The organism is Botrimarina sp., from assembly GCF_040219535.1.
Lineage (GTDB): Bacteria > Planctomycetota > Planctomycetia > Pirellulales > Lacipirellulaceae > Botrimarina.
The window spans coordinates 247,063-269,386 of the sequence record NZ_JAVJSH010000006.1 but is presented as its reverse complement, the minus strand read 5'-3'; the positions used below and the strand labels follow the sequence as shown (position 1 = coordinate 269,386).

Below are 22,324 nucleotides of genomic sequence, written 5' to 3'. Positions count from 1 at the left end.
GTGATCGCAACCACGCCCGCCGGCGCGGGCGTCGTGCAAAGCCACACGCGTACGGGCGAGTCTGTCCAGCTCGACCCGATCGCCAACGGCGTGTACGACACGCTGGTGTCCGTACGGGAAAGCGTCGGAGTGACTGCCGCGGGCGACAGGCCGCTGGAGTTCACGGCCGGCCGGCCCATCGACCTGTGACGCGTCCGGCGGGCGAGTTGTCAACGCCGACGAGAACCGCCCCCTCGCCCCACACGCCGGGCCGCGTGAGCGTCGCCGAGCTGACGCTCGACCGGTACGACGACCTGGGCGCGTAGCACCGCGCCGATGGTGGAAACCGACACAAACCGACGCATAAAAAGGGCCGCTCAACGGGGGGGCCTCGTGATTCTGTGGGCGCACGCGTGCCGACCGTAGGGGCCCCCTCGCGCATTTTTTGGCAGTAAAAGAGTGTTCTGGGGGGACCGTCGCGGCGGCCCGGTCGGCTGCCTCCGCCCCGACTGCCCATTTATGATGGCGGGAAAATGGGGTTTCTGGCCGGCCGACGCGTCGGCCCCGGTAACCAATGTTCCCTATCGCGGCTGTTCCCAGCGGGAGGGACGCGCGGCGCCGCCGCCGAGAACCTACCCGCCGCCGTTTATGACGGCGAGAAAACGGGCGCCGACGCGCCGAGCGCGGCGCAGATAAAAGAGAGAGCCCCGCGCCGGCGCCGCGCACGTGGGCCGTTCGATGGCAAGACCGCCGAAGGCGGGGGCGCCCCGCCCGGAAGGACCCGACCGGGGGGCGGGCCCTAGGTTCTAACGGCCCCACCGCCGCGCCGTAGGCGGCGCCCCGATCGGCGGGAGTTTGGACGCGCGGCGACGCGTTTCTCGGTAGGAAGAACAACGGGTCCCCCGCGAGGGCGCCGTCGGGGGCGCCGCCGCCGCAGACCGGCGATCGCCTACCGAGGCCGGGCGGCCTTTCTGGCTCTTACTACTACCACCCGCCCCCGGGTCCTTCTCGGCCGTCCTGCGGCCCCACCCAACGGAAGAGCGGCGGTTCACAACTCAGTTTATTACGGCGCCGCAGGCGGTCGACGAGCCAACCGAAACAGCCGGTTTGCCAAAACGGTATGTACCGTTTTGCGCGCTCGGTGAGTTCTGCCAACGTACCGCTATCCCGTAATTACGCGTGCGAAGCAATGCGCCTGTTTGCAAGGGGTTTGCGAGCCGATAAGCTACGGCAATCCTCGAAGGAAACGCCGATTTTGGGGACTCGGATACGCGGTTTCGGGACGCAGAGGTCGAAGGTTCAAATCCTTTCAGCCCGACTCTCTCCCGCGGTTTGAGCGTCTTTCTGGCGACCCCTTGACGCGCGTGCGTGTTCCAAATGCACGCTTCAGAAGAACCGCGCCCCTTCGACGGTCGCTGCGCGGAAGAGCGTGCTGATCACGTTCGGCGAGTCGCTGCCGGCCAAGCTCAAGGCGAGCGGGCTGCGGCCCCACGACTGCCAACCCGGCGGCGGCGGTTGTGCAGCGGCCGGTCGAGCTGCGCCACGAGGGGAAGCTGTTCCGCGACTCCGATGGAGAGCCCTGGAACCGCAACTCGATCCGGCTGCGGTTCCGGCGGCTGAGAAAGCTGCAGGGCATATCGGGCCTCTGCGCCACGACGCTGCGGCACGCGGCCGCCGCCGCGCACGACGCCGGCAAGCGCACCGTGCTCGGGGGCATGATCCCCGTCGACCACCACTGGCTGCGGCTGATCGACTCGCACCACGCGCTAGACGATATCGACGTTGTGGCGATCCACGGCTTCCCCGGCATGTGGTGGCCCGATCGGCCCAACTGGGACTGGTTCCAAACCTGGCGCGGGTGGGGCGACAAGGTCCGCCTAATCGCCGAGCACACCGACAAGCCGATCTGGATCACCGAGACCGGGCTGGCCACCTGGGACTTCGACGCGGCCGCGCCGGGCCTGTTCGCCGAGCAGTCCCGGCGCCTGGCCGAGGCCGCCGCGGCGCCGGCCGAGCGGGTCTACTGGTACTCGGCGATCGACCTGGCCCGCCACCGCGACGCGATCGAGGGCTTCCACGTCGACGAGAACGAGTACCACCTCGGCCTCGGCGCCGAAGAGCTCCGCCCCAAACCAGCCGCCACGACCTTCCAGCGCCTGCTCTCCCCGGCGCCCGCCCCAAAGCCCTCGCCGCCGCTAAGCCGCACGCGCTAGCGGCAGCTCAAGGCCGCAGGCGGTATTCTGGAGGCCGAACACCATGCCCACCCGCGACGCGCAAGGGCATGCGGCGCTCTTTTTTGGCCACGATATCGGCCAATCGTGTTAGGGTCAGACCAAGGGACAGACAACCCGAGGCCTCACCCAATGCGCAGATCGACCCACTCGCACGCCCTGCACGGCGTCGCGCTCTTCGTAGCCGTCGTCTCGGCTACACCGCCCAGCACCGCAGACACGTTCGGCTCGGGCGACTTGGCGTTCGAGATCCCGTTCGTCACGATCGGTGATCCGGGCAATCCGGCCGACACGACCGGGGCGCCCAACCCTGCCGGGTCGGTCGGATACACGTACCGCATAGGCAAGTACGAAGTCCCCGAACAAGCGATCCGTAAGGCCAACGAGCTGAGCGAGGCGGCCGGCGATCCGCTCGCAATCACCATCGACGACCGCGTGCCCAACAAACCGGCGACCCGGCTCAGTTGGTTCGAGGCGGCCCGGTTCGTCAACTGGCTGAACGCCGAAAAGGGCGCCGCGCCGGCCTACAAGTTCGACGGCGCCGGTGAGTTCCAGCTGTGGTCTCCCGGCGACGTGGGCTACGACCCGCAGAACCCATTTCGCAACTCGCTGTCGCAGTATTTCATCCCAAGTGTCGACGAGTGGTACAAGGCGGCGTACTACGACCCAACACTCGATGCGTACTGGGACTACCCGACCGGGAGCGACGAGCCGCCAACTCCGGTGGCCAGCGGGACGGAGCTTGGGACTGCGGTTTGGAATCAACCGACTGGTTTGGCAGATATAACTCAATCAGGTGGCCCGAGCCCGTTTGGGACCATCGCACAGGGCGGTAACGTCGAAGAGTGGCAGGAGACTACTCTCTTCGGCGATCCAACATCGCTACTTTCACCGGACACGCGCGGCGTCAGAGGCGGGCAAGCCGGCTTGGTAACGAATGCCTTTCCTCTATCGGTTCTGGGAGGAGATGATAGCCTCGCTGGCCGCTCCTCCCAGATTGGATTTCGTGTCGCAGCAGTTCCCGAGCCCGCATCGGCTTTGTCACTAAACTTGGCTCTTGTCGGCTTCCTCGCCTCCTCGGCTGACCGCCGAAGGATGTCCCGACTCTAAGCTCCAGATCAAGACGCGAACGGCGTGCTCGCACGCGAAGCGGATGAGTTTGGTAGGGTGCTATCCGGCGAAGCCGAATCGCACCGCACGGGCGGCGCCGATGGTGCGATTCCGCTTCGCGGGATGGCGCCCTACGAGCTCCTCCTGGCCGGCGCCCTCCCGCCAGGAATTCATGGACGACGAAGCTGAGCCGCCGCACGTGTGCCCGCCGCGCGTGCGGCTTCCCCTTCGTTCCTTGGTTCCTTCGTGGTTCCCACCCCCGACTCGGCTAGGGCTCGCCGCCGAGCGGCCCGGCCCCGCAGGGCGAGCCGTCGCGCCCGTCGTGGTTCGTTCCCCCGTCGCTTCGGCTCAAGGGCTCGTCGGCCCGCGCGCGGCCAATTCGCGGCCGGGCCGGGCGCGGGGGGGCGACAATCGACCGGTTTTGGATCGGTGCGCCGCCCCGCGAATAACGTTACAGCGCCGGGCCGTGTAACGGATCACCAACCCCAGGCGCAGCAACGGCTTAGCCGCCGAATCGGGCCGATTTAGCGTTACGCGCGATTGGATTGTGTGTCGCGTAACGTAACGCTTGAGCGGCGGCTTGCCGCGTTTGGCGGCCAAAAAGATCGGCGGCCCGAAGAAGGGCCCGCGCCAGCCCAACCGGGCCCCCGCGGGGCGGAGTGACCCCGGCTGGATTCGAACCAGCAACCTTCGGCTTCGGAGGCCGACGCGCTATCCAATTGCGCCACGGGGCCAGGGCACGGGGGCGGGGCGGCCGCCGTGCTCGGGTCGAGCCCTGCAAGGTATCGAGGTCCCGCCCGGAAGGCAACGGAGGGCCGGCGACTGCGCCTTCCGCCTTCCGCCTTCCGCCTTCGCCCGTCGCACGGCGCGGCTCGCCGATTGGCTCGGGACGACCTACAGTTTCCCATGACTTCCCGCCCCCTACCGCCGGTCTCGCCCTACCGGGTCGAGGTCTTCTACGACGGCGACTGCCCGCTGTGCCGGCGCGAGATCGCGCTGATCCGGCGGATGGACCGGCGCGGCCGGATCCGGTTCACGGACATCGCGGCCGAGGGCTTCTCGGCGGCCCGCTACGGCAAGACCCACGGCGAGCTGATGGAAGAGATCCACGGCCGCGACGCGCAGGGCCGCTGGATCACCGGCGTTGAGGTGTTCCGCCAGCTGTACGGCGCGGTGGGGCTGGGTCCGCTCGCTTGGCTGAGCCGGGCGCCGGGGGTGAGCCAAGTGCTCGACTGGGGCTACCGTGTGTTCGCCAAGCAGCGACTCCGGCTAACCGGCCGGCGGTGCGACGCGGCTTGCGACTCCGCGTGCGGCGTGGCGCCCGATGGCGCCGACGAGGGATCGAAAACGCGGCTCAGCGGGCATCGCTCGTGCAAGGCGGACGCGGTCCCGAGCGACTGACAGGCCGGCCGCGGGTAAACCCAGCGACGGTGAACCCAGCGGAGGTGACCCTACCGCCGCACGCCGCGGCGCCAGCCGCCGGCGCCCAACAGACCGAACAGGCACCACACGCCCAGCGACGCCGGTTCCGGCGCGCTCGCTCCGCGAAGCGGCGACGACAGCGGCGAGCGGCTTGAGCTGATCGCGCCGGGCGAGAAGTAGGCCGGTCCAACTTCCGAGTCCGGAGCGAACTGGACTTGGGGCGGATCGATGGAGGTGATCAGCCCGCTGGCGCCAGCCGCTGCTTCGTCCGATTCGCTCTCTTCCGAATCGCTCTGCTCTTGGTCAAGGTAATCCAAGTTCGCGCCGGCGGGTCCGAGCCAATCGAAAGCGGGCCGGCCCGGGCGGTTGAAGCTGCCGGGGCCGCCGCCGGCGCCACCGCCGCCAAAGGCGCCGGACGAGGCCATCGACGCGGGCGAGGGGAGTTGGCCGCTTAGCGAACGCGATGCGCCGAGGCCCACGCCGGCCGCTTTGCTGGAGGGGGTCGACGAATCGAACGCCGTCGGCCGCCCCGGCGCCCAGTCGCTAAGCGACGGCGGGGCCGTAGGCTCCATCAGGGGGAGTTTCGGCTCGTCGAAGCACACCAGGTGCACCTCGGCCTGCACGACAAGCGGCGCAAGGGCAACGGCGCTCAGCAGCGATACGCAGCGCAATTTCATGGATTGGCTATTCTTTCGTGGTGCGTCAGGCCGTGGAGTCGGGCGCCCACCGCCGGCGCCGGCGACCATGAAAGGCCGCAAGCCGCCAGGGCAGACCAAGCTCCGCCACCTTCCTAGATTGTCATGACCGCCGGAAGGCATAGCAAGAGTCGAGCCAGAGTTTTCTGCGTTCTGAGCCGGCGTATTCTCGACAATCTCCTTGCTTCAGCGGCCGAGCTGCGTCGAATGGCGCCAAACCCGGTCGCGCGACGACCCGGGCGACCGCTTCGGAAGCACCTACCCCCCTTTTTCCCTTTGCGATCTTAGAAAGCGACCTCATGATGCGACAAACGATGCTGCTGGCTTGCTGCGCCGCGGCGGCGACCGCCGCCGCGCAGCCGGCCGCCGTGCCCGAGCCGCCGGCCGGCCCGATGCTGTTGGGCGCCCTGGGCGCCGTGGGTTTCGCCCGCCGTAATGGAGAGAAGTGATGCCGAGCCCCGCCACGCCAGCCGGCAAGGTCAGCCGCCGGGGGTTTGGCCTCACCGCGGCCGCCGCGGCGGCCGCTTGCTCGACCCCCGCGCGGGCCGAGGGCCAGCCGGCGCCCCCGCCGACCGACGCCGGCCAGACGCTGCGCAAGGCCGTGAAGTGGGGCATGATCGAGGTCGACGGGCCCCCCGTCGAGCGGTTCCGGCTGTGCCGAGAGGTCGGCTTCGACGGCATGGAATTGGTGAGCCCCGGCGCGCCGCCGGTGGACCAACTGCGCTCCGCCGCGGCCCAGACCGGCATGCCGATCCACGGCCTGGTCAACAGCAAGCACTGGCACGTGCGGATGTCGGCCCCCGATCAAGCGACCCGCGACCGCGCGCGAGAAATCCTCGAGCAAGCCCTCCGCGACTGCGCGGCGATGGGGGGCCACACGGTGCTGCTGGCGCCGGGCGTGGTGAACGAGGAGGCCACGCACGACGAGGTCTGGTCGCGTTCGATCGCCGAGATCCGCAAGGCGCTGCCGCTGTGCGCGGCGCTGGGCGTGCGCGTGCTGATCGAGAACGTGTGGAACGGCTTCTGCGAAACGCCCGAGCTGTTCCGCGACTACCTCGACGAGATCGACAGCCCGTGGGTCGGCGCGTACTTCGACATCGGCAACTGCCAGAAGTTCTCGCCGAGTGAACAGTGGGTCCGCACGCTCGGCTCGCGGATCGTCAAGCTCGACGTGAAGGACTGGGGCGCCGACGCGGGCTTCTGCAAGATCGGCGAGGGCGACGTCGACTGGCCCGCCGTCCGCGAGGCCCTGGCCGAGATCAACTACACCGGGTGGTGCACCGCCGAGGTGCAGGGGGGCGGCCGCGAGCGGCTCGCCGACATCGCGCGGCGGATGGACGCCGTGCTGTTAGGCTGACTCACAAACCCGCCGAAACGGGCAAGGGAACGCAACGATGCCCAAGAACGAATCGCACGGCGCGAGCCGCCGGGGCTTTCTCAAGCAGACCGCCGCCGGATCGACGCTCGCCGCCCTGGGCGCCGGCCCGCTGCGGGCCGGTGTGCACACGGGCGCCGACGAGACGCTCAAGGTGGGCCTCGTCGGGTGCGGCGGACGGGGCCGCGGCGCGGCGATCAACGCGCTCTCCGCCGACAAGAACGCGAAGCTCACCGCCGTGGGCGACGCGTTCATGGACCGCGCGAAGAGCGGCCTGGCGGCGATCCAATTCGAAGAGGCGATCGCCGACCGCGTGGCCGTCGACGAGGACCACGTGTTCGACGGCTTCGACAACTACAAGAAGGTGATCGATTCGGGCGTCGACGTGGTGCTCCTCGCCACCCCGCCGCACTTCCGCCCCGAGCACTTCGCGTACGCGGTCGACAAAGACAAGCACGTGTTCATCGAGAAGCCGATCTCGACCGACATGCCCGGCGCGGAGAAGGTCTCGCAGGCCTGCGAGACCGCCGCGCAGAAGGGCCTGGCGGTCGTGTCGGGGCTCTGCTGGCGGTACGACCTCGGCGTGCGCGAGACCATGCGGCGTATCGCCGACGGCGCGATCGGCGACATCGTCGCGATCGAGTCGAACTACAACACCGGCACGCTGTGGCACCGGGGCGACAAGCCCGGCTGGAGCCGCATGGAGTACCAGATGCGCAACTGGCTCTACTTCACTTGGCTGTCGGGCGACATCATCGCCGAGCAAGCGATCCACTCGCTCGACAAGACCGCGTGGCTGCTCGGCGACCAAAGCCCCGCGAAGGCCTTGGGCATCGGCGGCCGCCAGCAGCGGACCGACCCGAAGTACGGCAACGTTTACGACCACTTCACCGTGTTCTACGAGTACCCGACGGGGCAGGGGGTCTACTTCACGTGCCGCCAGCAAGACGGCTGCTCGACCCGCGTCGACGAGACCGTCCGCGGCACGAAAGGGACGGCCGAGATCCTCGCCCACCGCATCCAGGGCCCCTCCGGCGAGTGGCGGTACGACGGCCCCAAGCCGAGCATGTACGACAACGAGCACGTCGAGTTCTTCGCCAGCATCCGCGCCGGCGAGCCGATCAACAACGGCCACTACATGGTCAACAGCACCCGGATCGCCCACATGGGGCGGATGTCGGCCTACAGCGGCAAGACGCTCTCGTGGGAAGAGGCGATCTCCGACAGCCAGCGGCTCGGTCCCAGCGAGTACCGCTGGGGCGACGCGCCGGAACCGACCGTGGCGATCCCCGGCGTGACGCACCACGTGTGAGCGGAGGGGGTGGCGATCGGCTGTCGGCTGTCGGCTGTCGGCTATCGGCGCAGCCCCCGGGGCGATCAACGGCGGATTCTTCGAGCATCCTTATGGGAAGAAGCGACACGATGAACCGGCTGGCCCTCGCCACCGTGTGGGTGCTGGTCGGTGGGCAAGCGAGCCGCGCGGCCGAGCGGCCGGGCGTGGTCGACGCCGCGCCGGCCGAGGGCCGGTGCGTCGAGCACAACGGCAAGTTCCTGGTCGGGTACCAGGCGACGATCCCGGGAACCGACGTGACGTTCTGGATGGAGCCGGTCGCTGGCGGCCGGGTCGAGCTCCCCGTTCCCGAGGGGGCGGCGCCGACGGTCGTCGAGCTGGCGCCCTACTGGATCGCTCGCACCGAGGTCACCTGGGCCGAGTACCGCCAGTACATGAACTTGTGCGACGTGTTCGAGCGCTTCAACGACGCCGGCGTGCGGCCGGTGACCGAAGCGAACGAGGCCGACGCGGTCACCGCGCCGTCGAAGCTGTACGACCCCGGCTTCACGTTCGACTCCGGCGAGGCGCCCGACCTGCCGGCCGTGTCGATGACCCAGTACGCGGCGAAGCAGTACACGAAGTGGCTCAGCCTGCTCACGGGCGATTTCTACCGGCTGCCGAGCGAGGCCGAGTGGGTCCACGCCTGCCGCGCCGGCCGCGACGCGGTCGCCGCGACCGACGAGACGGCGTGGCACGAAGGCAACTCGGACCGGGCTGCCCACCCGGTCGCTTCGAAAGAGCCCAACCCGTGGGGCCTCTACGACACGCTGGGCAACGCCAGCGAGTGGGTCCTCGACTCGCACGACGCCGAGCCGCTCGAAGACCCGGACGGGCCGCTCGGCGAGCCGCCGGTCCGCTGGCCGACCAAGCTCTTCCCCCGCGTGCTCAAGGGAGGCTCGGCCTACCTGCCGATCGACAAGGCGACCTGCACCGCACGCCGCGCGTCGGACGACGACCTGTGGCGCGACTACGACCCCAACGTGCCCAAGAGCCCGTGGTGGTTCGCCTACGACGACGCGCAAGACGTCGGCTTCCGTATCGTCCGCCCGTACGCGGCGCCGCCGGCGGAGCGTAAATCGAAGTACTGGGAAGCCGACGTGCGGCGGGTCCAGCAGGTCGCCGACTTCCGGATCGACGAGGAAGGGCGGGGCGAACGCGGGCTGGTCGACCCGGCCCTGCCCGCCGCGATCGAGCGGCACGCACGATGACGCCGGGCGTTGGCAGAGCCGGAACCCGGGGCTTACTGCGTGTGCGTGGCGGTGTCGAGCTCGATCGACTTGGGAACCTCGCCGCCGCGGAGGATCTCCAGCGCCGTGTCGATAGCGACTCGGCCGCCGGTCGGGTACTCGAACGTGGCGTCGAGGAGGCCCTGCTTCACGTAGGCCACGCCCTCGTGGGGCAACGCGTCGATGCCCACGAAGAGCATCTCGTCCGCGCGGCCGGCCGCCTTCGCAGCCAGGTACGCGCCGTGCGCGCCGGGATCGTTGTGCGCGTACACGACGTCGATGTCTTCGAGCCGGGCGAGGGCGGACTCCATCTCCTTGCGTGCCTGGGGTTCGAGCCACTGCATGTCGGCCGCGAAGACGATCTCGCCGGCGTCGCCGAGTCCTTCGAGGAAGCCGGCGTGCCGGTCCTGGGCGGGCACGCTGGTCATCAGCCCCTGCAGCTCGACGACCTTCGCCCCCTCCGGCGCGTTGGCGGCGACCCACTCGCCGGCGGCGCGGCCGATGGCTTGGTTGTCGGCGCCGATGAAGCAGGTGTACTGGTCGCCTAGCACCTGCCGGTCGAGCACGATCACCGGGATCCCTGCGCGGTAGGCCTTGGCGATCGGCTCGGTGAGCGGCTGGGCCTCTTTTGGGCTCACGATCAACAGGTCGACGCCCGCGCTGACGAACTCTTCGATCTGGGCGCGTTGCTTGAGGGTGTCGTTGTCGGCGTTGTTGAGGATCAGCTCGACCTCGGGGTGCGAGTCGGCGGCGCGCTGGAGGTCGGCGTTCATCTGCACACGCCACGGCTCGCCCAGGTTGCACTGGCTCATGCCGATGGTCCAACGCGGCTGGCCCGAGCCGGCGCCGGGAGCGGATTCGTCGGCGCCGTCGCCCTGCGTGCAGCCCGACGACAGCAGGCAGACAGCGAGCGGCAAGAGGCAAAGGATTCGCGGCATAGCAAGGCGAAGGGGCTGAGGAGTGGGATCGGAGTGCGTCGGGGGGTGGGGCGTCGTCAGTAGCGTCCGCGCTTCTGGGTGAGCACGGCGGCCACGATGATCACGCCGGTGAGCATCAGCCGCGTCGAGGAGGGGACGGCGTTGATGCTGAGGATCTTGTCGAGGTAGCCGATCGTCAGCACCCCCAGCATCGTCAGCCCCATGCCGCCGCGTCCGCCCATGAGGCTCGTGCCGCCGATGACGACCATCGCGATCGCGGTCAGCTCGTAGCCGGCGCCCGCTTCGGGGTCGCCCTGCTGCTCTTGGCTAGCCTGGCAGAGGCCCGCCACGCCGGCCAGCGCACCGGAGAGCACGTACGCCCAAACCGTCGACCGCACGACCGGCACGCCCGACAAGTGGGCGGCCTCCTTGTTCCCGCCGATCGCGTACAGCTCGCGGCCGAGCCGCCGGCGCGCGAGCACCAGGTAGGCGACCGCCGCGCAGCCGAGGAACACGAGCGTGACGACCGACACGGCGCCGCCGAGGACCTGCGCGTCGATCGCGCGGAACAGCGTGGGCACGCCCACGTACTCGTAGGTCCCGTCCGGCTGGGGCACAGCGGTGGACACCTTGACGCCGCCGGCGACCTGCTTCGCTAGGCCGCGGGCGAAGACCATCATGGCGAGCGTCGCGATGAAGGGCTGCACCCGCAGCCACGCGGTGACCACGCCCGAAGCGAGCCCGCACGCGGCGCCGACGAGCACGCTGGCCGGCGCGACGACCCAGGGGGGCCAGCCCCAGTAGATCGCCATCGTCGCGCTGCAAACGGCCGACAGCGCCAGCACGCTGCCGACGGACAGGTCGATGCCGCCGGTCGTGATGACCAGGGTCATGCCGCAAGCGAGGATGCCGTAGACCGACGCCTGGCGGAGCGCGTCGCGGTGCACGCCGGGCTTGAAGAACGCGCCGTCGGCGTTGAACACCAGGCCCAGCAGCAGCACGAGCGCGAACGCCGCCAGCGCGCGGGCGGCCGGCGAAGCGAGCAGCGTGCCGACACGGGGGCGCGATCGGTCGTCGGGGGTCTCAGGCATGCTCGGCGGCTCGGGTCGTATTGCGGGGGTCGCCCATAGCGGCGGCGAGGACCTTCTCGGCGGTGGCTTCTTCGCGCGTCAGCGTGGCGGTGATCTGGCCGCGGTGCATCACTAGGAGGCGGTCGCTGACCGCGAGCAGCTCGGGCATCTCGGTCGAGATCAGCACGACCGCCATGCCGTCGGCCGCGCAGCGGTCGATGAGGTCGTAGATCTCGCGCTTGGCGCCCACGTCGACTCCGCGGGTCGGCTCGTCGAGCAGCAGCACGCGGGGGCGGGTCTCCAGCCACTTGGCGAGCACCACCTTTTGCTGGTTGCCCCCGGAGAGCGCGCCGACGGGCATGTCGAGCCGCGCGGCCCTCAGCCGCAGCGTGTCGGCTAGGCGGCGGGCTGCGCGGCGCTCGCGGCGCGGGGCGAGCCAGCCGAGGGTGGTGAACCGCTCGAGGCTGGCGAGGGTCGTGTTGGCGGTGATCGACATCGGCAGCACCAGGCCGGAGGTCTTGCGGTCGGCGGTCAGCAGCGCGACCCCCGCGCGGATCGCTCGGCGGGGCGAGGTGATCGGCGTCGAGCGGCCGTCGATGCGGACCGTGCCGCCGACACGCCGCGCGGCGCCGAACAGCGCGAGCAGCAGCTCGCTCGCGCCGGACCCCTGCAGCCCACCAACGCCGAGCACCTCGCCCCGGCGCACCGCAAACGACGCCCCGCGCACGGCCAACCCGCGGCCCGAAGCCGACGCGACGCTCAGGCCATCGACCTCCAGGCGGGCCTCGCGCGGCCGCCGGCGCGGCGTCGGGAATTGCTCGTTGATCTGGCGGCCGACCATCCACGAGATAAGCCGCGCGGGGGGCGCCTCGGAGGCCGGCGCCGCCGCGACCAGGCGCCCGTCGCGCAGCACCGTGACACGGTCGGCGACCCGCTCGATCTCGTCCATCTTGTGGCTGATGTACACGATCCCCACGCGCTGGGCTTTCAGCTCCGCGATCAACGCGAACAGCCGCTCGACCTCCGGCGCGGTGAGGGAGCTGGTCGGCTCGTCCATGACGAGGATCTTCGCGTCGAGCGACAACGCCTTGGCGATCTCCAGCCGCTGCTGTGTGGAGATCGGCAGGTCTTCGACGCGCCGGTCGGGCGGGGCGTCGATCCCGAGCCGATCGAGCCACCGGGCCGCCTTCGCGCGGCGCCGATTGTCCCTGACGAACCCCAGGCGAGTGTCCGGCCGGCCGAGGAAGAGGTTGTCCGCGATCGACATCGGGCCGATCAGCGACAACTCCTGATGGATCACCGCGACGCCGTGCTGGACAGCGTCGCTCGGGCTGGCGAACCGGACCGGCTGGCCGTCGATGGCGATCTGGCCGTCGTACTCGGTGTGGACGCCCGCCAGGATCTTCATCAGCGTGCTCTTGCCGGCGCCGTTCTCGCCCGCGAGCACCATGACCTCGCCCGCGTCGAGTCGGAAGTCGACTTGGCTGAGGACCTCAACCGGGCCGAACCGCTTCGTGACGCCGCGCATTTGCAGCAGCGGCGGCGGCGTGTCGTGTCGGCTGGGGGGCATCGGAGGCGAACGAGCGTGCGCGGTGGAAGAGGTAGCCGAAAAGGTCTGGCGCCGAAGCCCTTGACCCCGACGCGCCGCGCGGGCGATCCTCGCGGCCAACCAAGGCGGCTCTTCTCTTCTTCTTAAGCGAGCGCGACGCCGTGGTAAATTGGACCTCCCGATTCACTCTGAGGGGCTTTGATGAAAGCTGCCGTTCGTCTGGCCCCGCACCGCGCTTGGGCGCTGCGCCTGCTCGCCGCCGCGGTGGCCGCGGTCGCGCCTGTCTCGAGTTGGTGGACCCACGGTGGCCGCAGGCCGGCCTCTAACCGAATGCCTTGAGCGGGCACGTGTGGAAGGGCAGCTGCCCGCCCGAAGTCGTCTTTGGTGACGCTCCGCGAGGATCGCCGCCCAGCCGCCTAGCGCGGCTTGGGCACGGCGGAGATGTGGCCCGGCGGTTCGGGCCCGGTCGGCGGCATGAGGCCGCCATCGAGCAGGTAGCCGGCGATGAGCGTCTCGTTGCTGCGCCAGGCGATCAGGTGGTCGATGTACTGCGACTTCAGGCGGAAATAGTTGGCCTGGCTGTCGAGCACCTGTGGCCACTCGACGCGGTCCTCCTCGTACGCGTCGAGCAGCACCTCGTAGGCGAGGCGCGACTCGGGCACGATGACTTCTTGGTAGCTGCGCACGTTTTGCATCGCGGTGAGGTACTGCTGGTAAACCCGCGCGAGCTGCCGCTGCAGGGTGAGCTCGATCCGGTCGATCTCTGCGCGCTGCCGCACGACGTCGGCCTCCGCTTGGCGGATCGTCCCTTGGTTCCAGTCGAAGACCGGCAGCTCCACCTGGAGGCCGGCGTTGTGCGTGGTGTCGGTCGCTTCGAAGTTCCGGCCGACGCCGTACGTCACGACGACGTCCGGCACGGGCTCGACCGTCTCGCGCTTGACCTTCGTCTCGTCCGCCTGGAGCTTCGCCCGCGCGGCCAGGACCTGAGGGCTCTCCGCCAGCAGGCGCTCCAGCGCGGCCTCGAAGTCGATCGGGGCCACCGGCCCCTCGAGGTCTCCCTCGAGCGGCGTCCACCGCATGCGTAGGCCGGCGAGCGAGGCCAGCTCCCACCAGCTCTGCTGCAGGGTGTTGCGGGCCAACAGCAGGTTGAGCCTGGCGGTTTGCAGCAGCACGTTTGCGTCGTGCAGGTCGGCGCGGTTGGCTTGGCCCGCGTTGTAGAGCTCGCGGGCGGTCAGCACGCGGTCCTCGGCGTTCTTGAGCAGGTCTTCGAGGATCGTCACCTTCTGCTGCTGGCCCAGCGCGATCCAGAAGTGCATGCGCAGGTCGTTAAGCACCTGGTACTCTTGCTCCAGCGCTCGCCACTCGGAGGCCCGCGTCAGGTGCAAGAACTTGGCGCGGCTCAGCTCGAGCTTCCGCGCGGTCACGATCCGCTGCGAGACCTCCAGCCCCTGCCACTCGCCGGCCGTGCCGCCGACGCCGATCTGCTCGGCCACGTAGCGGGCGGTCGGGTTCGGCGGCAGGCCGGCTTGGACCGCCTTGCCCAGCTCGCCCTGGATCTGGGCGCGGGCCTGCGCGAGGGTCGGGTTGTTGGCGCAGGCGAGGGCCTCGATGGCGGCGAGCGTCAGCGGCGCCTCGCCAGACGGCTCGATCGCTCCGGCGAGCGACTCGGGCATCGGCGGCGTCGGCGGCGGCTCAGTGAACCGCTCGCCAACGCCCGGCCGCAGGTCGTCGGGCGACGTGGGCGGCCGAGGGTCGATCGGGCCGCGCGGGACGTCCCGGACCCGCAACGAATCCCGGGGCGGCTGCTGCGCAACGCCCTCGACCGACGCGGCCGTCACCGCCGCCAGCGCGATCAGCAAGAAGAGCGGGGCACGCATCGCGGGTTGTCTCTGCCGGTGGTCGGGGCGGGCGACGGCGTCACGCGGCCGCGCAGTTCGCCGCGCGCCGGTCCGCGTTAGTGGTCGAGGACTTCGGCGACCCGCTTCTTGCGGACGACCATCCGCAGGGCACGCTCGTGCCACCAGGCGTGTGGCGGGTAGCTCTCGAGCTCGCGGACGAAGTCGTCGTCGTTCGGGTTGGTCCCGTAGTAGATCCGCGGGGTGCACCCGCGGTAGTCGGGGCCGCTGCAGCGGAGCAGGGGCTGCAGGCAACACCCCGAGCTGGTGGCGGACAACGGGGGCAAAACGGCGGGGCCCGCGGTCGCTAGCGGCAGCACGGCGCCCGCATCGGCGGCGGCCCGGGCGGGCTGCGGGCCGGCCGCCGGCCTGGGCACGCGCTCCTCGGCGGTCGCGGGCAGCCACGCCGCCGCCGCTAGCAGAGTCAGCAGCACGCGGCGGGGACGCCTGATGATCAACGGTTCGTCCCCCTGCGTGAGGTCCCTCGGTCCGCCGGCGCGGTCGCTAAGCTCCTCTTTCGGCCATACCCGGAGGTGGTATTAACGGAACAAGCACCACGAGCCCTTTCGGTAGCGGCTGGCGGCACGGTGCGAAGCGCGTTGCGCCTGCCGGCGGTTCAGTCGTAGTCGTTTCGCAGCGCCTTGAGCGTGCGCTGGTTCTCTTGGCTCGGCTGCTCGATCCGGTCGAGCCGCTCGTGTAGCGAGTCGCTGTCGTTGGGGTCACCGCCGCCGCTTTCGGTTTGGGTCGGCTGTTCGGCAGGGTCCGCCGCGGCCCTTCGCTTGGGGAGACAAGGAACGAACAGCCCCAGCAGGGCCGGCACGACGCTCGCGCCGAGGATGAGCAGCCACCCCTGCCAGCCGGGCGACTCGGTCGGCAAGACCGACTGCAGCGGCGACCACCAAGCGGCAAGCAACAGCAAGCCGCTGCACAAGACCAACGCGCCCCAGACCCAGGGGTTCCGGACGATGTCGTTATCCCACGGCTTGGCGCCGCGGTCGCGCAGGTTCAGCACGAACCAAAGCTTGGTGAAGCCGAGCGTGAGGAACGCCACGGTCACCGCGCGGACCGTGTCGAAGCCGAGCCATTGGAGCGCCGCGGCGAAGCCCGCCAGCACACACGCGGCGATGACGGCGCTCCAGCCGCCGATCGACAACCAGTGGCGCTTGGTGAGCACGCTCTCGCCGGGGTCGCGCGGCGGTTCTTGCATCACCTGGGCGGACCCGTCGCCGAAGCCCAGCGCGAGGGCCGGGAACACGTCGGTCAGCACGTTGAGGTAGAGGATCTGCAGCGGCCGCAGCGGCAGCGGCGCGCCGACCAGCGAGGCGGCCGCCACGATGAGGATCTCCGCCACGTTGGTGCAGAGCATGAACATCACGGCCTTGCGGATGTTCGAGAAGATGACGCGGCCCTGCTTGACCGCCGCCACGATCGAGGCGAAGCGGTCGTCCTTGAGCACCATGTCGGAGACCTGCTTCGCGGCCTCCTCGCCGCGCCTGCCCATCGCGATGCCGATGTCGGCCTTCTTCAGGGCCGGCGCGTCGTTGACGCCGTCGCCGGTCATGGCGATGACCTGCCCGGCCTCTTGGTAGACGCGGATCAGGTTGAGCTTCTGCTCGGGGCTGACGCGCGCGAACACGCTCGCGTTGAGGATCCGGGAGTGGGTCTCGTCGTCGAGGTCCTCGAGGTCGCGGAGGTCGCCGCCGGCCACCGGCGGCGGGTCGCCCTCTCGGAACACGCCGATCTGCTCGCCGATCGCGCGGGCGGTCGTGGGCTGGTCGCCGGTGACCATCACGACACGCATGCCCGCTTTGCGGCACTCGGCGATCGCGTCTTGCGCGTCGGAGCGTGGCGGGTCCAACAGACCCGTGAGGCCGAGGAAAGTGAGCCCCTCGTAGGGCTCGGCTTGCTGGTCGTCGACACGCTTCTCGGCGACGGCCAACAGACGCAAGCCCTCGCCGGCTAGCCGCTCGACGCGCTGGAGCCACTCGTCGCGCTGGTGGTCGTCGAGCGGTTGCTCTCCGTTACCCGTAGCGATCGAAGTGCAAGCTTCGAGCACCCGCCGGGGCGCGCCCTTGACGGCCACCAGCAGGCCGCCGTCGGCCTCGTGGTAGGTGGCCATCATCATCACGTCGGAGTTGAACTCGACCTCGCGGACTTGCGGCCGCGCGTCGAGCAACTCGCTGCGCCGCACGCCGTGCGACTCCCCGCCCTTGAGCAGGGCGACCTCGGTGGGGTCGCCGGAGGGGGGCTGGTTGTCGTCGCCGAGCGAGGCCGCGTTGCACAGCACGCCGGCCTCGAGCATGCGGCGGACGCCGCCGTCGAGGGAGCCGTCGCCGTCGGCTTTTTGTTCGGGGTCTCCGTCCCGCAGCGTCTTGTCGGCGGTCGGCGTGACTAGGCGCCGCAATGCCATGCGGTTCTCGGTGAGCGTGCCGGTCTTGTCGGTGAAGATCACGTGGGTCGCGCCGAGCGTCTCGACGGCGGTCAGGCGATTGATCAGCGCGTTCCGCTTGGCCATGATCCACATGCCGCGCGCCAGCGCGATGGTGGCCACGATCGGCAGGCCCTCGGGCACCGCGGCGATGCCCAGGGCGAGGGCCGTCTCGAGCATCAGGGTCCACTCTTGGCCGGCGGCGATCCCGCCGGCGGCCACGAGGACCGCGATCGCGATGGCCAACCACGCCAAGCGGCTCCCAAGGCTGTCCAGGCGCTGCTGGATCGGGGGGGTCTCGCTCTGGGCCTCTTCGGCCATCCGCGACACGCGGCCGATCTCGGTGTCCATCCCCGTGCCGACCACCACGCCCACCCCCGACCCGCTGGTGACGCTCGCTCCGCGGTAGAGCATGTTGATGCGGTCGGCGAGCGGCGTGTCCTCCTCCAGGGGCTCGGTCCGCTTGTCGACGGCGGCCGACTCGCCGGTCAGAGCCGCCTCGTTGGCCTTCAGCCCGTTGGCTTCGAGCAAACGCGTATCGGCGGGCACGAGTTGCCCGCCTTCGATGAGCACGATGTCACCGGGCACGATCTCTTCGATCGTTGTCTCTTGCTCCTCGCCGCCGCGGCGGACGCGGAAACGCTGGTCGGTCTTCGCGCGCAGGGCCTCCATCGACTTCACCGCGCGCCACTCGCTGACGAAGCCGATCGCCGTGTTGGCGATTACCACCGCCACCAGTGCGATCCCCTCCGGCCAGCGGGCCGTTGCGAAGGCGATCACCGCCGCGCCGGCGAGCAGCAGGATCACGACGCTCTTGAACTGGCCCAACAGGAGCCGCCAAACGCTGCGGCGCTCGGTGCTCCGCAGCTCGTTGGGGCCGTGCTGGTCACGCCGGGACTCGACTTCATCCGGCGCAAGGCCGCGGTCGGGCTCGACGCCTTGGGAGCGGAGCACGTCGTCGGCGGGTTGGCTGTAGGGGGCGGGCACGGCTAGGCAGGCTCCTCTGGCGTGGGCTGGCTGTTCGATTCGCGGGCTTCTCAAGCGACAAGGTTTTGTGGCTCGCCCTCGGCGAACTTGCGGATGTTCTCGGCGGTGGTGTCGAGGATCCGCTGCACCGCCTCGCGGGTGTTGAACGCGCTGTGCGGCGTTACCACGACGTTGCGCATGTTCACGAGCACGTGGTCGGCCAGGAGCGTGTCGAGGTTGTGCCGCTCCTCGAAGACGCTGCGGAGGAGCTCCGCCTCCTCGCGGATCACGGGCTCCTCGGGGAGCACGTCGAGGCCTGCGGCTGCCACCTTGCCTTCGGACAGGGCTCTGAGAAGGGCCTTCGTGTCGACCAGGGGGCCGCGCGACGTGTTGATCAGCACGGCGCCGTGCTTCATCTTCTCGAACTGCTCGTCGGATATCAGGTGGCGGGTTTTTTCGTTCGACGGCACGTGCAGGCTCACGACGTCGCTCCGAGAGAGCAAGTCGTCCATGTCGGCGTACGCGAACCCCATCTCGTCGGCTGCCGCTTCGTCGGGCTTCACGTCGAAGGCGACGACCTCCATGCGGAAGCCTTTCGCGATGCGGATCGTCTCTCGGCCGATGTCACCCGTACCGACGACCCCCATCGTCTTGCCGCGGAGGTCGAAACCCTGGAGTCCCCGGGGAGAGAAGTCGCCCTTGCGCGTGCGGTCGATCGCCCGGTCGAGCTTGTGGCTGATCGTGAGCAGCAGGCCGAAGACGTGCTCCGCGACGGTGTTGCTGCCGTAGCTGGGGACATTGCACACCTTCACGCCCCGCCGCTCGCACGCGTCGATGGGGATGTGGTCTACTCCGGTCGAACGGGTGGCGATCAGCTTCAAACTCTGCAGCTTACCGATTACCTCTTCGGTCAATTCGGAGTAGATGAAGGTGGACACGACCTCGGCGTCGCTGTGATCGGCTGCGTTCTCGGCGGTGAGCGGCTCGGACAACGCCGTCACCTGGTGCTGATCGGAGAGCTGCTGGACGTGGTCTCGCTCCCACTCTTCGAGTTCAAAAATGACGACTTTCATGGCTCTCCTGCCTCTTGGGGTGGGTGGTGTTGGGGAGTCGCGGAGCGCCGCTCGCTCTTCGCGACGACCTGTTCCAGCAGCTCGCGGTTCTCCCGAGTCGTGTCCTCGATCTCGGCCAGGCGTCGGCCGAGTTCGGCGGGGGCCACGCCGGGCTCGTCCCTTTCGCGGCGGCTGCTCTCCCGCAGCCAGCCAGCCGGCCACGTCTCTTGGTTCACCTTATCGCGGGGGCGGAAGTGCTTGTGGCCCTCGTTCACAAGGATCGCGGTGGCCGCCACGCCGATCGACACCCCCCAGATCCACCACGGCAGCGGCTCGAAGCTGAGCAGCCGCTGGGTCCAAGGGATGTAGAGCGCGGCGACGTGCACCGCCAGCGACGCGAGCACGCCCCACAGCAAGACCTTGTTCCCGAGCAGGCTCTTCTTGAAGATCGACACGTCCTCGCTGCGGCAGTTGAACACGTGCACCATTTGGAATAGCACCAGCGTCGTGAGCGCGGCGACCCGCGCGAGGTCGACGCCGCTCTGCTGGTACACCAAGTAAAAGACGCCCAGCGTGCCGGCCGCCAGCCACACGCCGACCAGCACCAAGCGCTCGATCAAGCAGCGGTCGAGCACGCCCTCGCTGATCGGCCGCGGGGGGCGTCGGAAGAGGGCGCGCTCGCCAGGCTCGAAGCCGAGGGCCACGTCGGCGATGCCGTTGGTCACCACGTTGCACCACAGGATCTGCGCGGGCAACAGCGGCAAAGGCCAGCGGAGCACGAGGGCCGTGAGGATGACGAGGATGTCGGCCGCGCCGGTGCTCAACAGGAAGAACGTCGCCATGCGGATGTTGCGGAACGCGGTGCGGCCCTCCTCGACCGCCTTGTAGACGCTGGCGAAGTTGTCGTCGGTGATCACCATGTCGCTCGCTTCTTTGGCGACGTCGGTCCCCGTTTGTCCCATCGCGGCGCCGAGGTGGGCGGTCTTCAGGGCCGGCGCGTCGTTGACGCCGTCGCCGGTCACGGCGACCACCTGCCCCCGGGCTTTGAGCCGCTCGACGATGCGGACCTTGTGCTCGGGCTTCACCCGGGCGAACACGTCCGCCTCTTCCAGAAGGCCATCGACCTGCTCGTCGTCGAGGTCGGCCAACTCTTGGCCGGTGCGGGCGGTCGGCAGCGGCTGTGCCTCGGCGTCGCCTTGCCGATCGGACTCGTTGGGCCTGTCGCCCGCCGCGCCGCGGCCGAGGCCCACCTTCTGGGCGATCGCCGCGGCGGTGCGGGCGTTGTCGCCGGTGACCATCAGCACGCGGATGCCGGCGTCGCGGCAGCGGCCGACCGCGTCGATCGCTTCGGGGCGGGGGGGGTCGAGCAGGCCTTGCATGCCGACGAAGGTCATCCCCTCCGGCTCGTCGGCCTTGATCGATGTGGCCCGTTCTTCGCCGCGGCCGATCGCCATCGCCAGCACACGGAGGCCCTGCGCGGCGAGGTCGTCGTTCTGCCGCTCGAAGGCGTCGCGGTCGAGGTCCTCAGGCTGCCCGTCGCCGCCCAGCTGGTGAGAGCACATTTGGAGGACCCGCTCCGGCGCGCCCTTGATCAGCACGAGGGGGCCGTCGCCGTCGGGCGTATTGTGGATGGTTGCCGAGAACCGCTTCTCGGTTTGGAAGGGGACCTCGTCGACCAGCGGGTAACGCTCCGAGAGCTCCGCGCGCGAGAGTCCGGCTTTGGCGGCCGAGATCAGCAGGGCGACCTCCATCGGGTCGCCTTGGGCGTGGAGCTCCTGGTCGCGGGCCGGCTCTTCGCTCGGCTCGTCGGGCTGCTGCCCTTGCGTTTCCTCTTGCGAGTCCTTGAGCTGCGCCTGGTTGTTGAGCGAGCCGGCCAGCAGCGCGTAGTACAGCGGACCGCCCTCGGGGGCGTCGGCGGGCTCGCCGTCGCGTTCGATGCGGCCTTCTCGTGAGAAGGCCTCGCCCACCACTTCGTATCGCTCGCCGCCGGCGGCGAGGATTTCTTGGACGCTCATCTGGTTCTGCGTGAGCGTGCCGGTCTTGTCCGACACGATCGCCGTGGTGCTGCCGAGCGTCTCGACGGCCGGCAGGTGTCGGATCACGGCGTTGCGGCGCGCCATGCGGTGCACGCCGATCGCCAGCGCGACGGTCATCACGACCGGCAGCCCGGCGGGGATAGCCGCCACGGCCAGCGATACGGCCAGCAAGAACATCTGCTCGACGCTCTCGCCCATCCAGAGACCCACGCCGAAGGCCAGCGCGGCGATGATGAGGATCGCCACGGCTATCCAAGTCGCCAAGCGGCTCATCCGCTTCTGCAGCGGAGTCTCGACCTGGCCGGCGGCGCGGATGTCTTCGGCGATCCGGCCGAGCTGCGTCTGGCGGCCGATAGCGACCACCACCCCCTCGCCGCGTCCGGCGGTGACCGCCGTGCCCATGAAGGCCATGTTGCGTTGGTCGGCGGGGGGGAGGTCCTCGCCGGCGTCCTCCATGGCGTCGGCCGTCTTGCTGCTGGGGACCGATTCGCCGGTCAGGGCCGCTTCGTTGACCTGCAGCGCCTTGCAGTCGAGCAAACGCAGGTCGGCGGGGGCCATCTCCCCTTGGTCCAGGAGAACGATGTCGCCCGGCGCCAGTTGTTCGGCCGGTAGCTGTTTCTCCTCGCCGCCGCGCCGCACGCGCGCCTTGGGGGAGACCATCTCCATGAGCGACTGGACGGCCGACTGGGCGCGGTACTCCTGGATGAAGCCGATCGTGGCGTTCACCACCAGCACCAGGCCGATCACGATCGCGTCGGCCCAGCTCTGGATCGAGAGCGTCACGACCAACGCGCCGAGCAGCACGTACACCATCGGGCTGGTGAACTGGTCGAGCAGCACCTTCCAGGGGCTGACCTTTTGCTCGGTCTTGATGGTGTTCGGCCCGTGCTCGTCTGCGCGGGTCCTACATTCCTCCGGCCCGAGGCCCTCGCGCTTCGCGTCGAGTGAATCGAGCACCTCGTCCGAGGCCATGCGATGCCACGGCGGCGCTTCTCGCTCTGTGGGCTGTTGCTGGGGCATAGGTGGGGGGAGGGCGGCGG

At 69.7% G+C, this 22,324-nt stretch carries 17 protein-coding genes and 1 tRNA gene; 8 read left to right on the top strand and 10 right to left on the bottom strand.

What is annotated here, in order from left to right:
- From RIC11_RS02965 to RIC11_RS02955, 3 genes are all read left to right on the top strand, one after another.
- A partial coding sequence (locus tag RIC11_RS02965) for a hypothetical protein (RefSeq protein ID WP_350208343.1) occupies positions 1 to 189 on the top strand: 189 nt, incomplete at its 5' end.
- Positions 190 to 1,496: 1,307 nt separating this feature from the next.
- The gene (locus RIC11_RS02960) at positions 1,497 to 2,192 is read left to right on the top strand and encodes a hypothetical protein (protein ID WP_350208342.1); all 696 of its coding nucleotides are present in this window, start codon (positions 1,497 to 1,499) and stop codon (positions 2,190 to 2,192) included.
- A 150-nt stretch (positions 2,193 to 2,342) separates the two neighbouring features.
- Positions 2,343 to 3,320, top strand: a complete 978-nt coding sequence (locus RIC11_RS02955; protein WP_350208341.1) for an SUMF1/EgtB/PvdO family nonheme iron enzyme — start codon at positions 2,343 to 2,345, stop codon at positions 3,318 to 3,320.
- A 660-nt stretch (positions 3,321 to 3,980) separates the two neighbouring features.
- Here the strand turns inward: RIC11_RS02955 and RIC11_RS02950 are convergent.
- A tRNA-Arg gene (locus RIC11_RS02950) sits at positions 3,981 to 4,054 on the bottom strand.
- Positions 4,055 to 4,226: 172 nt separating this feature from the next.
- Between RIC11_RS02950 and RIC11_RS02945 the strand changes: the two genes are divergently transcribed.
- Positions 4,227 to 4,721 carry a thiol-disulfide oxidoreductase DCC family protein gene (locus tag RIC11_RS02945; RefSeq protein ID WP_350208340.1) on the top strand — a complete coding sequence of 165 codons (495 nt, stop codon included), beginning with the start codon at positions 4,227 to 4,229 and terminating at the stop codon, positions 4,719 to 4,721.
- 50 nt (positions 4,722 to 4,771) lie between these two features.
- Here RIC11_RS02945 and RIC11_RS02940 read toward each other — a convergent pair whose 3' ends face one another.
- The gene (locus RIC11_RS02940) at positions 4,772 to 5,419 is read right to left on the bottom strand and encodes a hypothetical protein (protein ID WP_350208339.1); all 648 of its coding nucleotides are present in this window, start codon (positions 5,417 to 5,419) and stop codon (positions 4,772 to 4,774) included.
- A 317-nt stretch (positions 5,420 to 5,736) separates the two neighbouring features.
- Here RIC11_RS02940 and RIC11_RS02935 point away from each other — a divergent pair, with 317 nt between their 5' ends.
- The 4 genes from RIC11_RS02935 (at position 5,737) to RIC11_RS02920 (ending at position 9,353) form a co-directional block, all read left to right on the top strand.
- A complete protein-coding gene (locus RIC11_RS02935; protein WP_350208338.1) occupies positions 5,737 to 5,886 on the top strand; it encodes a PEP-CTERM sorting domain-containing protein in 150 nt (49 codons plus the stop codon).
- The gene (locus tag RIC11_RS02930) at positions 5,886 to 6,794 is read left to right on the top strand and encodes a sugar phosphate isomerase/epimerase family protein (protein WP_350208337.1); all 909 of its coding nucleotides are present in this window, start codon (positions 5,886 to 5,888) and stop codon (positions 6,792 to 6,794) included. The genes RIC11_RS02935 and RIC11_RS02930 overlap by 1 nt, the downstream gene beginning before the upstream one ends.
- Positions 6,795 to 6,831: 37 nt before the next feature.
- Positions 6,832 to 8,124 carry a Gfo/Idh/MocA family protein gene (locus tag RIC11_RS02925; RefSeq protein WP_350208336.1) on the top strand — a complete coding sequence of 431 codons (1,293 nt, stop codon included), beginning with the start codon at positions 6,832 to 6,834 and terminating at the stop codon, positions 8,122 to 8,124.
- Between the two features lie 92 nt (positions 8,125 to 8,216).
- A complete protein-coding gene (locus tag RIC11_RS02920) occupies positions 8,217 to 9,353 on the top strand; it encodes a formylglycine-generating enzyme family protein (RefSeq protein WP_350208335.1) in 1,137 nt (378 codons plus the stop codon).
- 32 nt (positions 9,354 to 9,385) lie between these two features.
- On the opposite strand, the gene RIC11_RS02915 is transcribed toward RIC11_RS02920, so the two are convergent.
- From RIC11_RS02915 to RIC11_RS02880, 8 genes are all read right to left on the bottom strand, one after another.
- The gene (locus RIC11_RS02915; protein ID WP_350208334.1) at positions 9,386 to 10,309 is read right to left on the bottom strand and encodes a substrate-binding domain-containing protein; all 924 of its coding nucleotides are present in this window, start codon (positions 10,307 to 10,309) and stop codon (positions 9,386 to 9,388) included.
- A 56-nt stretch (positions 10,310 to 10,365) separates the two neighbouring features.
- Complete coding sequence (locus RIC11_RS02910) at positions 10,366 to 11,379, bottom strand: ABC transporter permease (protein ID WP_350208333.1); 1,014 nt, start codon at positions 11,377 to 11,379, stop codon at positions 10,366 to 10,368.
- Complete coding sequence (locus RIC11_RS02905) at positions 11,372 to 12,928, bottom strand: sugar ABC transporter ATP-binding protein (RefSeq protein ID WP_350208332.1); 1,557 nt, start codon at positions 12,926 to 12,928, stop codon at positions 11,372 to 11,374. The genes RIC11_RS02910 and RIC11_RS02905 overlap by 8 nt, the downstream gene beginning before the upstream one ends.
- Before the next feature lie 395 nt (positions 12,929 to 13,323).
- Entirely contained in the window at positions 13,324 to 14,784 is a 1,461-nt protein-coding gene (locus tag RIC11_RS02900) for a TolC family protein (RefSeq protein WP_350208331.1), read from the bottom strand.
- Positions 14,785 to 14,861: 77 nt separating this feature from the next.
- Complete coding sequence (locus tag RIC11_RS02895; RefSeq protein ID WP_350208330.1) at positions 14,862 to 15,260, bottom strand: hypothetical protein; 399 nt, start codon at positions 15,258 to 15,260, stop codon at positions 14,862 to 14,864.
- A 158-nt stretch (positions 15,261 to 15,418) separates the two neighbouring features.
- A complete protein-coding gene (locus RIC11_RS02890) occupies positions 15,419 to 18,217 on the bottom strand; it encodes a cation-translocating P-type ATPase (RefSeq protein ID WP_350208329.1) in 2,799 nt (932 codons plus the stop codon).
- A 50-nt stretch (positions 18,218 to 18,267) separates the two neighbouring features.
- Positions 18,268 to 19,269 (bottom strand): hydroxyacid dehydrogenase, encoded by a 1,002-nt coding sequence (locus tag RIC11_RS02885; RefSeq protein ID WP_350208328.1) that lies wholly within the window; start codon positions 19,267 to 19,269, stop codon positions 18,268 to 18,270.
- Positions 19,266 to 22,304, bottom strand: coding sequence for a cation-translocating P-type ATPase (locus tag RIC11_RS02880; RefSeq protein ID WP_350208327.1), 3,039 nt, complete (start codon positions 22,302 to 22,304; stop codon positions 19,266 to 19,268). The genes RIC11_RS02885 and RIC11_RS02880 overlap by 4 nt, the downstream gene beginning before the upstream one ends.
- Positions 22,305 to 22,324 lie beyond the last annotated feature (20 nt).

Coding starts and splice junctions, on each gene's coding strand:
- RIC11_RS02955 (WP_350208341.1), top strand. CDS start 2,343: ATGCGCAGATCGACCCACTCGCACGCCCTGCACGGCGTCGCGCTCTTC.
- RIC11_RS02945 (WP_350208340.1), top strand. CDS start 4,227: ATGACTTCCCGCCCCCTACCGCCGGTCTCGCCCTACCGGGTCGAGGTC.
- RIC11_RS02940 (WP_350208339.1), bottom strand. CDS start 5,419: ATGAAATTGCGCTGCGTATCGCTGCTGAGCGCCGTTGCCCTTGCGCCG.
- RIC11_RS02935 (WP_350208338.1), top strand. CDS start 5,737: ATGATGCGACAAACGATGCTGCTGGCTTGCTGCGCCGCGGCGGCGACC.
- RIC11_RS02930 (WP_350208337.1), top strand. CDS start 5,886: ATGCCGAGCCCCGCCACGCCAGCCGGCAAGGTCAGCCGCCGGGGGTTT.
- RIC11_RS02925 (WP_350208336.1), top strand. CDS start 6,832: ATGCCCAAGAACGAATCGCACGGCGCGAGCCGCCGGGGCTTTCTCAAG.
- RIC11_RS02920 (WP_350208335.1), top strand. CDS start 8,217: ATGGGAAGAAGCGACACGATGAACCGGCTGGCCCTCGCCACCGTGTGG.
- RIC11_RS02915 (WP_350208334.1), bottom strand. CDS start 10,309: ATGCCGCGAATCCTTTGCCTCTTGCCGCTCGCTGTCTGCCTGCTGTCG.
- RIC11_RS02910 (WP_350208333.1), bottom strand. CDS start 11,379: ATGCCTGAGACCCCCGACGACCGATCGCGCCCCCGTGTCGGCACGCTG.
- RIC11_RS02905 (WP_350208332.1), bottom strand. CDS start 12,928: ATGCCCCCCAGCCGACACGACACGCCGCCGCCGCTGCTGCAAATGCGC.
- RIC11_RS02900 (WP_350208331.1), bottom strand. CDS start 14,784: ATGCGTGCCCCGCTCTTCTTGCTGATCGCGCTGGCGGCGGTGACGGCC.
- RIC11_RS02885 (WP_350208328.1), bottom strand. CDS start 19,269: ATGAAAGTCGTCATTTTTGAACTCGAAGAGTGGGAGCGAGACCACGTC.
- RIC11_RS02880 (WP_350208327.1), bottom strand. CDS start 22,304: ATGCCCCAGCAACAGCCCACAGAGCGAGAAGCGCCGCCGTGGCATCGC.